This is a genomic window from Jutongia hominis (assembly GCF_014384965.1).
Lineage (GTDB): Bacteria > Bacillota > Clostridia > Lachnospirales > Lachnospiraceae > Butyribacter > Butyribacter hominis.
In genome coordinates, this window is record NZ_JACRSW010000030.1 from 105,619 (window position 1) to 121,089 (window position 15,471).

Consider the following 15,471-nt stretch of genomic DNA (forward strand, 5'->3'; position numbering starts at 1 on the left):
CGTTTCCTATTCTATAAAAGAAAAGCAAATGACAACTTCACTGCCACTTGCTTTTCTTTTTCATTTATTATTCCATTCCTCGTTCTGTTATTCCACCGGAATTTCCTTTGATAACGCGAAGGAATAGATAATCTTTTCTTTGACTTTTCGTCCGCTTAACCGTTCCAATGCCTGTGCGTAATACTTAAGCTGTTCTTTGTATTTTTCGACAAGCTCCGTGCCATCTTTTCGTCTGACACGGTCTGTCTTGTAATCCACCAATACAATATCTTCGTCTTCGAAGAAAAAGGCGTCAATAATTCCCTGTACCATGATCAGTTCTTTACTCTTTTTCTCTGTATAGATCTGATCTGCCGGAATACCAAGCATAAATGGCTGTTCTAAGCGGAGTGTCTTTTGTTCCTGCGCTGCTGCCATTCTCTTTCCAATATCCGTTTCGAGAAATGCGACAAACTTACGACAATTTAGAAGTTTGGCTTCTTCCTGTGTCATATAACCATTTTGTACCATTTGTGCCAGATAACGTTGAAAGGCTGCAACATCCCATTTTCCTCCATCACTGCGGATCTGTGCATATGGAAAATGTTCCATTACTAAATGATACAACGTACCACGGGCAGTTCCTGAAACTTCCTTCTCTTTCTGTAAAAATGCCGGACGAGGAATTTCAATTTCCGGCAGATCTGTTTCAGATACTTTGTCTGCTGCATCTGAATTGCTTTCCTCTATCTGACCAGATTTGCTATTCTTTGTCATGTCTGACTTGTTCATGTAAAAGTCGTCTTCCTTTAGAAGAGAAAGTTCTTCCTCCTCTTCCATCTTCAATGCATTTTCATAGGATTTTCTTTTTAATTCTGACACAGAAACTTTAATCGGCAGATCTGTCTCATCCCGATAAGGATATTCGTAGTTCAAACGCTGCAGCAAAGCTTCATGCATATCTTTGTCATAGATACTGTTCGGATCAATATCCCTAAGCTTTTGTTGTAAAAGAGCTTCCGTTCCAAGCTCCTTAGCTTCTTTTCCGATGATCTCGTCCTGCGAATACACAAAAATGCGGTAAAGTTCATCCTGTGCCAAACGATTCCCTTTCAAACTCATAGCATTTCTCAATGAATCACGGGTAAAAAGAGAAGTCATGATCCAGTCAAGATAAGTCTGTGCTTTCTTCAATATCACAAAATTCTGTATACTGCTTTGCTGTATCCATCGTTTCAGTACCGTTGACGCATCTTTTACAGCTCCTGTAATATACAGTTTTTCTTTTGCTCTGGTCAACGCCACATATAGCACCCGGAGTTCTTCTGCCAGATTTTCCAAAACCATTGCATTCGCGATATATCTTTTAAAAAGACTGGGCTTGCAAACACGCATAGACAGATTGATATAATCACAGCCAACTCCATGTTCTCCGTCAATGATCGTTGCCTTTCTTGCATCCATCATATTAAAACGTTTTCCCATGCCTGCCACAAAAACAACAGGAAACTCTAAACCTTTACTTTTATGGATCGTCATGATACGAACGGCATTTGTGTTTTCATCCTGTATCGAAGCTTCTCCAAAATCAATATCTGATTTTTGCAGACTTTCAATATAATAGGTAAAGCCAAAAATGCCACTATGTCCATGACTTTCAAATTCAATCGACTGCTGCAATAAGATGTCTAAATTTGCTTTTCGTTTTTCTCCTGCCGGCATAGATGCCATATAATCATAATAGCCGCTCTCTTTATAAATCTTGCGTAAAAGTTCGTATACCGAATGAATCTGTACAAAAGAACGATATTCCTTTATTTTTTCTACAAATGTAGTTAATTTTATTTTTAAACTTTCTCTGTCTTTTTGCTCTTTTAGGATGGTATCCCATTTCGTCAGGTCAATGCCTTTCTCTTTATATTCTTCGAAAACGGACTCTTCTCCTTTTTTCCAACGGCAGAAATCCAAAAATCCCTGTACTCTTTCCCAGAAATCCACGCCATCCGGAATACTTCCGATCCATGCCAGTTCATCATCCGTCAGCCGGCAAAAGATCGACCGTAATACAGCACTCAACGCAATATCCTGTCTTGGATTATCGATCACATGAAGTAGGTTGAGCACCGTCTCTACTTCCATGCTTGTAAAATATCCTGTCTTGGTATCTGCAAAAGCAGGAATTCCCATTTCATTTAATACTTCGATAAATTTCTCACTCCAGCCTGTCATACTGCGGAGCAGAATGGCAATGTCACCAAACCGTACTTTTCTGTATCCATCTTTATCACGGACAAACAAAGGATCATCTCCCTGTACCAGTTCCTTGATCTTCTGCCCGATGCCTGCTGCTTCAAACTCCTTTTTATCAAAAACCGCCGCCTGGTCATTCTCCTGATCAAAAAGAAGTACCTCTGTCAGATCCGCTGTCCGTTCGCTGCATTCTCCAAAATCCGCTCCCGGCACAAGACTTGCCTGCTCATCATAACAGATCCCGCCAAGTTCCTTCGTCATAATATGTTCAAAAATATAATTAGCGGCTTCCAGCACGCTTGCACGGCTTCGGAAATTCTTATGCAGGTCTATCCTCCGGCAGACGCTCTCTCCGGTCGCATATTTCTCATATTTATGCAGAAAAAGATCGGGTCTTGCCTGTCGGAAACGGTATATACTCTGCTTAACATCACCGACCATAAAAAGATATGGTGCGCGGTCCGGACGACTGATAAAATCTTCCTCTAACATATTTTCATCCGCATTACAGCACAGACTGCTCAAAAGAAGCTCCTGCACATAGTTACTGTCCTGGTATTCATCTGTCAGAATTTCTTCATAATAATCTTGCAATTCCAATGCTGTCTTGCTTGCGTACGCACCGCCATCTCTGTGATCGACCAGAATCTGAAGTGCAAAATGCTCCATATCTGCAAAATCTACGATTCCTTCTTCTCTCTTTTTCGCAGAAAATGCCTCCGAAAATTCTTTCGTAAGCTTAACAAGCTGAGCCACCGGCGCTGCCATGCTTTGCATCTCTTCAAACATCATTTCCTCTGATTGGAAGAAGAATTTATCTACAATCTCGTCAATTCCGTTTTTCCAATAAAGATCACGATAGGCACGTACAGCATCTTTACTTTCGACATCCGAAACATTTCGTATCGCTTTGAGCCGCTGTTTTCTTTCTTTACTGCCCGTTAAAAGAGTGGCGAATGCATGATAAGAATTCGCTTCTGACAGCTGTTCTAAATATTGAATATCCGCTTCGATCGCAGGTGAATACTCAAAAAGCTCACCACTTGCACCACATATTTGTAATGCTTTGTATGCAATATTCAAAAAGCTTTTTATCGTTTTTCTAAGATAGGCAATAAGACTCTTCATCCATGCGGACTGCTCAAACTCTTCTATATCCGTACAAGCATAACTTTCCGGAATGCCATCTAACCATTCTGACGGCCACGGAAAACTTCGGGATGCTTCATACAGATTGAGTACCAGCTCTTCTATCTCATGATCCGTACGCCCTGTCGCAAAAATGTCCGTAAATGCCAAAAATGCATCATCCTTTTCCTCTTTTGCTCTGGCATAATTCTGTTCTAAAACTTCCTCCAGTACATCCTGCTTCATCAATCCGAGTTCTGTCTCATCGCCAACCGTAAAGACCGGATCCAGATCGATAATATGAAAGTAGTTCTTAATAATAGACTGGCAAAAACTGTCAATCGTTGTAATCTGTGCCAGATGCAATAAACTTGCCTGCTTTTGGATATGTTCATTATCCGGATTTTCTTCTATCCGCAGTTCCAACGCATTTCCGATACGTGTTCGCATTTCTGCCGCTGCCGCTTTCGTAAATGTTACGACTAAAAGTTTATCAATGTCTTTTGGCTTTTTCTCTTCGGTGATCTCTTCAATGATCCTTTCGACCAAAACAGCCGTCTTTCCCGATCCTGCTGCCGCTGCAACTAAAATATTTCGGTCCCGCAGATCAATGACTAATTGCTGGTCCTTCGTCCATTTTGTTTCTGCCATTCTATTTTTCACCACCTTTCTCTAATTTCCCGGTTTGCTGCAAAAGATCCTGCTCTTTACTATTTTCCTCTTTTTCTTCCCCATTGATCTTTTTTGCTGCCTCGTAAAGCACCATATCTTCTGTCATTTTGTCAAAGACACGATAATGATTCCCCGGTATCTTGATATCAAAACGGCAAACACTGTGATACGGGCAGTACTGACACGCTGTTTCACCGCTTGCATCATTTCTCCGGTATGGATTTATTGAAATCTCACCTTGCTGTATCGCATCATGAATCTCTTTTAACTTCTTATCGGTAAATTGCATTAAGGTCTCAAAATCCTTTGTTTGCAATGTTTTAGACGCTTTCTTTAACTGTCCCTTCTTATCGGTTGCAACCGGTATAATATCGGAACTGACATCCAAAGGCAATGTGCCTTCTTCGCTTTCAAAACAATGGTCCAATGCCGGCAAGACCGGATCATCCTCATTAACAAGCCCTTCCATACGAAGCTGCTTAAATATTTCATTGTTGATCTGTTCCTGATCCTGCTTCATCGTCTCAACCATCGGATCATCAATGTTGTAATACAAAACAGCAGCCGGAACGACAAGTTTTTTGGTCTTTTCTTGTGTCTCTTCGACAGTCGCCTTCAAATAGATCATAAGCTGCATTTGCAATCCATAATAAAGATCCGATAACGATAATGCCTTTTTCCCGGTCTTATAATCTACAATCTTAACATACAAAGAACCCTCTTCTTCCATACGGTCAACACGATCAATTCTTCCGATCAGGCGAAGCAGATCCGGCTCTTTCGTTTCCGAAACATTTTTAAGTAATTCAAATCCAACTTCGCTATCTACCGTATCAAAAGAACCTGCTTCCATCTGCTTTGTGATCGTATGGATCGTTCGATGCAGGATTCTCCGTAAACGGTTGATCAGGTAGGTATCACGCTCGGTATCATATAAAATTCCTTCACGATATCGTTCCACAACGCTGTTAATACACTGGTTTGCACGAACATGCTGTTCTTTTTCGCTGATATCCTGCCACTTTTTCTTCTCTGTGATCAACTGTCTGGTATAAAGCTCTAATGCCTCATGTACAATATTTCCGATATCAAAAAATTCTACCTGATGTTCCTGTCTCTCCCGCAAATGAAGTCCATATTGCAAAAAATACGAAAATGCACAGGCGGCATACCGCTCAAACTGCGATGTACTTCCGGTCAATATATTATGATACAAAGCCCTTACTGCTTCTTTCGAAAGTTTCGTTTCGGTTTCCCGATAGAAAGCAGCTTCTATCAGATCTTCCAGTTCTTTTTTTCGATTAGGATCTCTGTTATAGAAAGCAAATACTTCTTTCCATTTATCCGGTACCGTTTGATCTTCTCTGTTTCGCAATCCCTGTATCAGATATTCTTTTCCAAAGCTTGTACCAAGCAGATAACTGTCATCCTGCCTTCTGTCCTCGACACGGATCGAAACTTTCGGCAAGATCTTTTGTACTTTGTCGATCATATACGAAGGATTCAAAGCTTTGCCATCGTTTCCCGATTCACAAAATGTCAGATACAAATGTCTCGATGGTTTTGTCAGATTAAGATACAGGTAGAATTGCTCCATATAGACGTTTTCTCTTACCGTCGGTGCCAGTTCAAATTCTTCCTGTGCAAGGAAAAGCCGTTCCGAATCCGAAAGAACGCCGCCATGACTTCCGCTCTTTGGAACATTATTGTCATTCATTCCGAGGAAGAAAAGATATTTGATATTTGCAAGACGGGTACGGATCATATCACCCACGACAACCTGGTCAACTCCCGGAGGGATCAGTCCGATACGAGCCTCACTAAATCCGGTATCTATGATTTCTTTAAATTCACGAAGATTCATTTCTTCGTCACCTAAAAGCTCAACTAAACGCTCAAAAACACCTAAAACAATTTCGTAAATCTGGCTGTATTCTCTTGCAAGGTCACGTTCTCCCTGTTGTGTAAATGTTTCAACCATTTCCTGAATCTTCAGATAATGTTTCTCTTCTTCCATCCATTCACAAAAAGCCTGTGCATATTCCCTGACCGTATGCTTTCCGCGTCCGATCTGTTCGTAAAGTCCGCCAAGCTGATCCAAAGTCTCCTGACGTATGGTATCTAACGTAACATTAAGTGCTGCATGCATTTCTTTCGAAAGGTTTCGAAAAGCCCACTTAGGATCCCAGACTTCACACCATTTGCGATATCCACGGATTCCCGTTGCACGAAGAAAATTATCCAACAGGTTGCACTGCTCTAAGCTGGCTGTCGAAAAAAGATTTTTCTCAAAACGGATCACTTTTTGCATCTCAAAATTCGTCAGAAAAATGTCGATCACTGCACTTAGCATATCTACATAAGGATTCAAAAGAATGCTTTTCTTCTGATCCACAAAGCAGGGAATCTCATTTTGTGCAAAAAGTTCTTTTGCAAGTTTTCCATACACTTCGAGATCTCCTGCCACCACAGCAATATCCCGGTAACGGCAGTCTTCTTTTCGAAGCAGGTTGCTAATCTGCTCTACGGCAAACGCAACTTCCTCTTCCGGCTGTTTTAATACATGGATCGTAACATCTTCTACCTTTTCGTGGCATGGCGAAAACGGATAACGAAAAAGCTGCTCTTCTAATACACGTACTCCGGGTGCCATAGCGAAACGTGTCTTTTCGAAATCCTCTCCAACCCAGATATCTTCCTCCACTTCTACACGATGCCCCTTGGCGAGTTTGCGTAGCCGGCAGATCGTCTTCTGGCTCATATGAAAAAGCTTATGCTCTGCTCCCACTTTTAAAACAGACTCTCCCGGTGCGATCGTTACGGATATATATACTTTTCGTGCAACACAAAGCAGTTGTTCAATGAACTGATACTGTGTCGGTGTAAAACCGGTAAAACCATCCAGACAAACCACGCTGTCTTTTAAAATCTCTGACTCTTTTGTTACTTTCGTAAGCACCGTTAAGATTTCTTCGGAAGTAATATAATTCTGCGATAAATATTCGACAAACGCTTTATAGATCTTCTTAATATCGGTAAGCTTCTGACGAAGTACCGGCTGCCTGTCGGCTTTTTGGATCATTTCTTCTACAACTGTCTCATCCGCTCCATATTGCATCAATTCCGATACAAAGGATTTGATCTCCAGCACATAACCCTTTTTATGAATATTTCTTCCAAAATAAGTAAGTTCTTCTTCCAGATTAGCAAGCACTTTTTTTAAGATCATGGTCTTGCCCATATCATCCAGTATCGGCATACTTGCTGTTCCTGTTTCGGCAAGCACACGAAATGCCAATCGCAGAAAACTTTGCACATCAATATTCATAATACCTTTTTCATCGCTGATCGCGATCAGTTCTTTTTGTGTCTGCATCGTAAACTGCTCCGGCACAACGAACAAATATTGTCTCTCCGGGAAAAGCTTCGCTTCCTTTGAAATGAAATGCTGTAAATAATAGCTTTTTCCTTTACCTGATCCCCCAAAAATAAATTGTAATGACATAATTTCCCCTTTGTTGTTTTATGTACTCTCGGAATCTTCTGAACGAAAAATTTCAAGATAGATTTTTGATATATAATGACATGTTTGTATATCTGCTGTTTTGATCTTTTAACTTGTCAGGATTTAAGACCATTAAATGACCTATATCGTAAAAAACACACGATCTGTGTTTAATGATTAAAAAATCTATATTTTAAATTGTTTGATTATTTTTTCTAATTCATCCACAATTTCTTTATTATCCTGTACTGCATTCACAATTTCTTTGAATTCTTCATCCATTTGTGATATATGCTCAGAATTATTCAGCACCTCTTCTTTCTGCTTATCAAATCCATTCATGATCTGATCTACATATTCATTGATCCGATTCATGCTTTGCTGAATTTCATTAATATGCTCTTCAAAAACTGTCATTAATTCTCTAAATCCATTAGCATCATTTGCATATTCTTTTCCGGTATGTACCAAAACATCATAATCAGACATGACATTTCCTTTGACCATGTTCAAAAGTTCAAAGGATGCTTCTGCTAACTGATCCACGACATTTATAATATACGCATTTAATGTCTGGATTTCTTCTGCTGTTTCTGATGATTGCTCTGCCAGCTTCCCAATCTGACCGGCTACTACCGCAAATCCTCTTCCACTTTCTCCTGCCCTTGCTGATTCTATACTCGCATTCAGTGCAAGCAGATTGGTCTGATCAGCAATTTCTAATATCTGATCAGTAAGCTCACTGATACGTTCTACATCTTTAGATCCTGCTATCTTTTCTTCCAATGTCTGTCCAATCCTGTCTAGTGCACTTTCTATGTGCTCTTTAGCAGATATTGCATCTTTTTCCAGCTTTTGTGCTTTCTCACCCACATGGTTGATATACTCTGTTTTAGATTTTGTCTCTGACATAACAGAAGATATCTTATCATGATTGTTCTTCGCATTCTGAGCGATCTTATGAACCAGGTCGCTCATTTCAAGAACATTATCACCCATTTCATTCATGACTACATTTACCTGCGACACTTCGTTTGCAGAAGAAACTACAATATCATTGACATGTTCTGCATTTTCCAAAAGTTTATGCTCATTTGTTCCTATATTTTGAACAATCTCACGCAAATTTTCTAAAAACACATTCAGACTTTTTGCAATGTCCCCTACTTCATCCTTTGACTTTACATGGATCTTTTGTGTAAGATCGCCTTCCTTCATCGCAAGCTCGCTCATTTTTCCGGCTATCGTACTGACACTTCTTGACAAAACCCTGCTAATGATCAAAGAAAGCACAATGGCGACTATAAGACCTGCAAATCCAATCAATATAAATTGTCTTATAAATGTATTCTGCTGCGTCCGAATCGCTGATGCAGAACAATCCACACCGACAATCCCTACAATTTGTTTTGAGCTGTTATAAACCGGTGCAAATGCACTGTAAAAGTCACCCCATTCATCGGATGTCATTTCACGGTCAACAGTAACATTTCCTTTAAAAGCATCTGCAATCTCATCATAAATTTCATATTCTTCGCCAATCGCCGCTCCATCTTTTGTATCTGCATCAACGACAAATTCCAGCTTATTATCATCCATTCTCATCGTATAGATATATTTAATATCATCACCGGCAAGAAATACCTGCAGCTGTTCTAACATTTCTTTATAATGATCCGTTCCTTCGTCACCTTTCTTGATCTGTTCTAAAAGATCACCATCTATTCTTTTTGCTGCAATCTTTGCCGAACTTTTAGCTGTCTTTTTACACTGTTCCAGCATTGTGTTTCTTGCCTGAATAATAAAGCTCCATCCTATCAGATTCATAACGATCAAAACACATATGATCATGCCTGCCATGATTTTTGTCCGAATGTTCCAATGTTTCTTTGTATTCCCCATCTTTGTTCCTTTAGCCCTTATTTTGTTTTTCCCCATTCTGTTCTCCGTCCCGCAGATATCTCCATACACTTTACAGTGACACCCCTGAATCTGCTACTGTTGTATATTTATGCCGACTCTGGAAGCAAAGCTTTTATCTTTTGCCAAAGATTTCAAAAGCTCCCCTTTTTTCTTGTTCCAACACCGCAATGTTGTGCTGAAAAAATACTATTTTATTTTATCATACCTGAAAAAATATCTCCATAGAAAAAAGGCAGCACATATGTGCTGCCAAATAATGCCCTTTGTCGGGCTTACTCCATTTCTACGGTACCCTCTCGGAACACGCATAAAATGGGGGCACAATTCAGACGCAATTGCAGGTAATTGTCTGACAATTTAATTTTTTACATTTTTTTCGCCATTTTTCCTTCTTTTGCTTTTCAGAGTACTTTTTCTGAAAAAGAATATAAAAATAGTATACTATTACAAAACATTACAAGCAAGTATTTTTCATTTATTTCTCCTTCCCTGCATTCCTAATTCTTCGTATGTTCCTTTAACATCTCGCTTACCGTTTCCACCAAAATTTTTTCCGTATATTGCGTATCCTCTGATACCACGATCTCTTCCATCGTCTTTCCGGCTGCAAGCTGCTTTGACAGCTTTTCAACCGTTGGCTGCATCAAAGGATACATCGTTTCTACGCTTTCACTCAGATTTACAAATTCCACTGCCTTAACCCGGTCTTCGTCCAATGATAACTGAAGATTCACTACGCTGTCTCCAATCGTCAATTCTTTCGTATAAACACCGGCTTCATATTTTTGATCTCCGCTGCTTTGTGCCGTTGTCTTAGAGTCATTCTTTCCTGTGAAAAGAAAGCCCAGAAGTACAAAAAGCACGATCACGGCAATACCAACAAATATTGCGGCTGTGATCACCTCTTTGGAACGTAAGACGACTATTTTGGTATTCGACATAGGAATCTGCCCCCATCCTTATATTGATAGTAACAGTATATGACACCAAAATGCAGATTAGAACTACTTTACATCTGATCTAGCGATCAATAATCGGAAATTACAAATACGAATGCAAGTCGATAACATCTTCTTCGATTCTCTTTAACTGATCATAGATGTCCGTTTCGATCCGGTCCTTGACCGAATCCAGATCTTTTCTCTCAACCCCTCTACAGAACATTTATAATTAGGGTTATTAAGCACACGCGAAACAGTAGCCGGTGATGTTATTGTATGTCCTCCTACATTCATTCAATATATGGATTTTTTACTTTCGTTTTAATAAATCTTAATAACTATAGAAAAATATCATCTGATAATATTGACATAATATAAGTATGCGAATATAATAGCAGCATAAGATTAGGTCAGGAAGCGTACGACGCCCTGGCCATTTTTTTTAATAGGAAGTACAAAAGCTGAAAGAATTTAAAACATTTAACCAACAACTAACCATATTACGCAGCAGAGGAATGATTGTTCCAACAGATGGCAGACCAAAACGATTTTTAGAACAAGAAAATTATTATAATGCAATAAATGGTTATAAAGATCTGTTCTTATGTAAAGACAATCAGGGGCAGGTAATCATACTTAGTAAGAAATCAATGTGCCCATGGTGAGCGTCTTTATAACTCTGATTACAAAAATATTCGTGTAGCTAATATTGCCAATTATTATAACATAACAAATTATAATAACAGACGTATTTTTGTTGCCATTCTTTACCTTAAAATATTGCTTAATAAATCGTATTACAAGAAATTTCATTCCGAATTAAATGAAATCTTTTGCAAATATAATAGTGAATTTCAAACAGTTAGTTTTAATGATATTCTAAACATTATGGGAATTGATCGATCAGAACTTGAAAAATTAAAACCATAGATCAAATATCTTTGCTTTAAAAAAGTGCAAAGCCAGCGCTTTGCACTCCAAGAATTGCTAAAGCAATTCTTGTTGGTGCACCACCACTGTACGAGCAGTTTCCTATTCCATGAAAAAAGACACCCGAATTCTATTCCTATATACTGCCCCCCAAAAAGTCAGACCAAAATCTAACATTTAAAGGTCAGTCCATAACACAAATAGAAACCAGGTGTCTCTTATTGTAAATTCATGAATGACAAAATATCATTACAAAGAAATCTGACTCTCAACCTTCCGGCAATTTGCTATTTATTAAAATCCTCTTCGTCTCCATGAAGCCAAACAAAGTCCCGATTCTACTTTCCACAAATTACTCTGACAACAAATCAATCTTCTGAGTCGTTCTCTTCTAAATATTCCTCTGTTGTTTCATCTGAGTCAATTTCCTCTTCCTCATCGGATTCGTCTGTATCCTCATACACCTCTTCCGTCTCTTCGTCAGTATCTTCCGTCTGGTTTTCCCGCTCTTCATTTTCATTTTCGATCAATCGGAATGCCTGTCCTGCAAATCCACTGATCGTCAAAAATACACATGCCGGACCAACTAATATACCTAACAATTTTGTAGTTGCACTAAAAGTAATTACAAAATATTCCACTAACAAAACGACAAACAGAAAAATTGTTTTTGGAAAATACTTCATCTGGATCGAATATGAATTACGCATTGTATTAATGATCGAATTCTCATATCTTGCTTGCAAAGCAAATGCATAAGCAATATGCATATATGCCAGAAAACCGGCAACGATTCCAATGATCATGTATCCTGTTGTACTATAACCGATTTTTTTTGCGGCTCCATAGAACTGAAAATCAAGATACAATGCATACACAGCGATCAATGTGATCACACCAAGGATCATTCCATCTTTGAAGTTCTCACGATATGCTTTCAAAAAAGGTTTTGCAATATATCCTTCTTCTTCATCTACCATCCGCAGGGTAATGGAAAATGCGGCTGTTGTTGCCGGACCGATCAAAAGAAGCGGGATCCAGCTAAACACACGGTAAGAACCAAAGCCGGCTAAGACAATGATTCCTTCTATGATAAACTTTGCTGCAACTCCGCTGCAAAGAAGCCACATTACATTTAACTTGAGCATATCAAGCAATCTGTTCATAAACTTATAAAAGGGACTGTCAATCGAAAAAAAACTACTCATTTCTATATCCATTTCTGTGCATTTGCTACTATCATCTTTTAAATGATCGTATGCACTCTCTTATTGTTTTAACATTATTTTCTCTAATTTATGAAATAGGGCTGTTCATATGGAACAGCCCTACCGTCATATTATCATTTTTTAATTATTTAGATGTGATTGCATCTTCTAAGCTCTTACGTCTGTTAGCTTCGTTTGTAGACCAATCTACGCACTCTTTGTAACCATACTGCTCACACTTCTTGATCATGCTGTTTACGATCTTGTCGTATGCAGCATCTGTCTTAGCGTAGATAGCTTTCCAAGAACCATTCTTGATCTCGTCAGTTACCTGTGACCATGTTGTCTTTAACTCATCAGACTTTTCGCTCTTTGTATAAGATGTACCAGGAGCTACGACATATTTGCTTTTCTCCATGTAATCATTTACACCTGTAGCACCGGTCTTATCACGCCAATCTTTCTCGATATCACTTGAAGCTGCTGAAAGGTTGCTCTTCCAGTTATCTGAGTTGTATGTTTCACCGTTTGAATCCGGGTTAGAAGCATCTACAGACCATGTAGTGTTTACAATCTGTAATGTACCATCCTGGAAAGTACCCTTATGACCGTTACCAATCTTAGTCTGTTTATTGTTGTGACACTCTTTACCTAAATCAGTGAAGTATGTGTTGCCTTCTTTATCATAATCCCAGCATACGCCCTTAGGACCGTAATCCATTGTAAGACGACCTTCCGGAGTACAGAAGTAGTTGATAACTTCCATACATAACTCAGGATATTCTGTTGTAGCACCGATTGACCAGATACGATCTCCACCCTGTGGGTTCATACCATAAACAATTGGTGTGGCTTCCGAAGGTTTCATACAGTTCATCATCTTACCTGCTTCTGTATGAGCTTTCTTATTATAAGCTAATGATCCGGAATAATTAAAGATAGAGAACATTGTTCCACCATTCTGTACTTTCTCGATCATCTTATCATATGTCTGAGTCATTGAGTCAGGATCTATTAATCCATCCTGATATAAGTTGTTATAGAATTTTAACATCTGAAGGTATGGACCATTCTTCTCTAATGCATCATGGAACTTACCATTCTGAGGATCATATAATCCACAGCCTAACTCATCATAACCATAGTAAGCAGTAGCTGTAGCTTTAACATACATAACCATTGCATCATCCCAGTCAGGCCATAATGAAACAGCATATGTCTTATTACCAGAGTCATCCGTCGGACACTCTTTTACCATATTTTTCATTAATGTTTCGAAATCGTCTAAATTCTTAACTTCAGGATAACCTAATTTCTTGTAGAGATCCCAACGAACATCCCATGTATAGAAGAATGATTCATGATCTTCACTTGAAGTAGCTACGTTATGACCAAAACCATAAAGAGTATCTTTTGCACCATTTGTAATAGTAGAAGTTAATTCCTGATTCTTCTTAATCGCATCAGGCATATGCTTTTTAATATATGGACCATAATCCTTTAAGATATTATCTTCATTCCAGTCATATAAAAGACCATTCTTTACCGCTGTTGGGTATTTATCACTGTCATTACCCCAAACCACGATATCACCCAAGTTACCATCTTCCATACGTGTCTCGTAAACACCGTCACCATCAGGAATAATATTTAATTTAACTTTGAACTTGTCCTTTAAGATATCAGCGATCCAACCTGTCTGGACACCTGAATAGTTTGCTAACTGACTGTATACATCAAGTGTAACAATCTCACTTTTCTTAGAACCACATCCTGCCAAGAAAGATGTACTTCCAACGATCATACTTGTTGCTAAAAGCATAGAAGTTGCTTTTTTTGTAAAATTCTTACGCATTATTTTTTCCTCCTCTCAAGAAAATGCATTTTTAATAGATTCATTTTACAGTCACAGCAGTTTACACTCTGCTGTGACCAATATTTTAATTTTAATAATGTTACGAGTACATTAACCCTTAACAGCACCTAACATAATACCCTTTTCGAAATATCTCTGCATGAATGGATATACACAGAAGATAGGAATAACGGATACCATGGAAATCGTGTACTTAATAACCTTAGAGTTCAATGCCTGCTCCATAGCCTGCTGTGCTGCTGTTCCACCCTGACTCATCAAAGTACCAAGGTTTGATGACTGGTTCAGGTAGTTGTACAATCTATGCTGCAATGTAAAGAGCTTTTCATTACCCTGCATCAGGATCAAAGAATCCTGGAATGAGTTCCAATGTCCTACTGCACCGAAAATAGCGATTGTAGCAAGAATCGGTTTACTCAAAGGCCAGATCAGCTTACGGAACACTACCATATAAGAAGCACCATCAATAAAGGCACTTTCTTCAAGCTCTGCCGGTATGGACTCTATATACGTCTTAACCAGAATAATATTATACGGAGCTACGATCGTAGGAATGATGTAAGCTAAATAATTCTTTGTCAAACCTAACAATGCCATGTTCAAATACCAAGGGATCAGACCGGCATTGAAATACATAGTGATAACGAGGAAACGATACCAGAAACTTCTGTGCCACATTTCCTGCTTTGTTACGATGTAACCTACGAAAGCGGAAGCAACTACCATGAGTGCTGTACCGATCAATGTTCTTGAAATGGTTACGATAAAGGAAGTACCAAGATCACCTACCTCACGTAACGCAATATAGTTATCAACGTTAAATCCCTTTGGATAGAAGTTGATCAAACCTCTTTTTACCAATTCGTTATCTGATACCGTGTTGATAAACAGATAGTAGAATGGGAAAATACATGTAAGTGTAAATGCTGAGAAGAAAATATAGTTAAAGATGTTAAAGATCACATCGCCCGGCTTAGTACGGTACATCTTTTTATGCTTTTTGTAATATGCTTTTTCTCTCTTAGCATCAAGCTTTTCCTGTGCTGTCTTTGCCATTTT

At 38.8% G+C, this 15,471-nt stretch carries 8 protein-coding genes; 1 reads left to right on the forward strand and 7 read right to left on the reverse strand.

Annotated elements, in window-relative coordinates:
- Window positions 1-87 precede the first annotated feature (87 nt).
- The 4 genes from addA to H8700_RS07855 form a co-directional block, all read right to left on the reverse strand.
- Window positions 88-4,008, reverse strand: coding sequence for a helicase-exonuclease AddAB subunit AddA (gene addA, locus H8700_RS07840; protein WP_249304911.1), 3,921 nt, complete (start codon window positions 4,006-4,008; stop codon window positions 88-90).
- 1 nt (window position 4,009) lies between these two features.
- Window positions 4,010-7,534, reverse strand: coding sequence for a helicase-exonuclease AddAB subunit AddB (gene addB / locus H8700_RS07845; RefSeq protein WP_249304912.1), 3,525 nt, complete (start codon window positions 7,532-7,534; stop codon window positions 4,010-4,012).
- 186 nt (window positions 7,535-7,720) lie between these two features.
- The gene (locus H8700_RS07850) at window positions 7,721-9,472 is read right to left on the reverse strand and encodes a methyl-accepting chemotaxis protein (RefSeq protein WP_249304913.1); all 1,752 of its coding nucleotides are present in this window, start codon (window positions 9,470-9,472) and stop codon (window positions 7,721-7,723) included.
- Window positions 9,473-9,954: 482 nt separating this feature from the next.
- Window positions 9,955-10,398 carry a hypothetical protein gene (locus H8700_RS07855; RefSeq protein ID WP_249304914.1) on the reverse strand — a complete coding sequence of 148 codons (444 nt, stop codon included), beginning with the start codon at window positions 10,396-10,398 and terminating at the stop codon, window positions 9,955-9,957.
- Window positions 10,399-10,913: 515 nt separating this feature from the next.
- Between H8700_RS07855 and H8700_RS07860 the strand changes: the two genes are divergently transcribed.
- Complete coding sequence (locus H8700_RS07860; RefSeq protein ID WP_249304915.1) at window positions 10,914-11,063, forward strand: hypothetical protein; 150 nt, start codon at window positions 10,914-10,916, stop codon at window positions 11,061-11,063.
- A 633-nt stretch (window positions 11,064-11,696) separates the two neighbouring features.
- On the opposite strand, the gene H8700_RS07865 is transcribed toward H8700_RS07860, so the two are convergent.
- From H8700_RS07865 to H8700_RS07875, 3 genes are all read right to left on the reverse strand, one after another.
- The gene (locus H8700_RS07865) at window positions 11,697-12,536 is read right to left on the reverse strand and encodes a YesL family protein (protein ID WP_249304916.1); all 840 of its coding nucleotides are present in this window, start codon (window positions 12,534-12,536) and stop codon (window positions 11,697-11,699) included.
- Window positions 12,537-12,681: 145 nt separating this feature from the next.
- Window positions 12,682-14,391, reverse strand: coding sequence for a type 2 periplasmic-binding domain-containing protein (locus H8700_RS07870; RefSeq protein ID WP_249304917.1), 1,710 nt, complete (start codon window positions 14,389-14,391; stop codon window positions 12,682-12,684).
- A 111-nt stretch (window positions 14,392-14,502) separates the two neighbouring features.
- Window positions 14,503-15,468: a carbohydrate ABC transporter permease gene (locus H8700_RS07875; RefSeq protein ID WP_249304918.1), complete on the reverse strand. Its 966-nt coding sequence runs from the start codon at window positions 15,466-15,468 to the stop codon at window positions 14,503-14,505.
- Between the last annotated feature and the right edge of the window lie 3 nt (window positions 15,469-15,471).

Excerpts from the sequence above, each read along its gene's own strand:
- H8700_RS07865 (WP_249304916.1), bottom strand. The coding sequence starts at position 12,536 with ATGAGTAGTTTTTTTTCGATTGACAGTCCCTTTTATAAGTTTATGAAC.
- H8700_RS07870 (WP_249304917.1), bottom strand. The coding sequence starts at position 14,391 with ATGCGTAAGAATTTTACAAAAAAAGCAACTTCTATGCTTTTAGCAACA.
- H8700_RS07860 (WP_249304915.1), top strand. The coding sequence starts at position 10,914 with ATGATTGTTCCAACAGATGGCAGACCAAAACGATTTTTAGAACAAGAA.
- H8700_RS07875 (WP_249304918.1), bottom strand. The coding sequence starts at position 15,468 with ATGGCAAAGACAGCACAGGAAAAGCTTGATGCTAAGAGAGAAAAAGCA.
- H8700_RS07850 (WP_249304913.1), bottom strand. The coding sequence starts at position 9,472 with ATGGGGAAAAACAAAATAAGGGCTAAAGGAACAAAGATGGGGAATACA.
- addB (WP_249304912.1), bottom strand. The coding sequence starts at position 7,534 with ATGTCATTACAATTTATTTTTGGGGGATCAGGTAAAGGAAAAAGCTAT.
- H8700_RS07855 (WP_249304914.1), bottom strand. The coding sequence starts at position 10,398 with ATGTCGAATACCAAAATAGTCGTCTTACGTTCCAAAGAGGTGATCACA.
- addA (WP_249304911.1), bottom strand. The coding sequence starts at position 4,008 with ATGGCAGAAACAAAATGGACGAAGGACCAGCAATTAGTCATTGATCTG.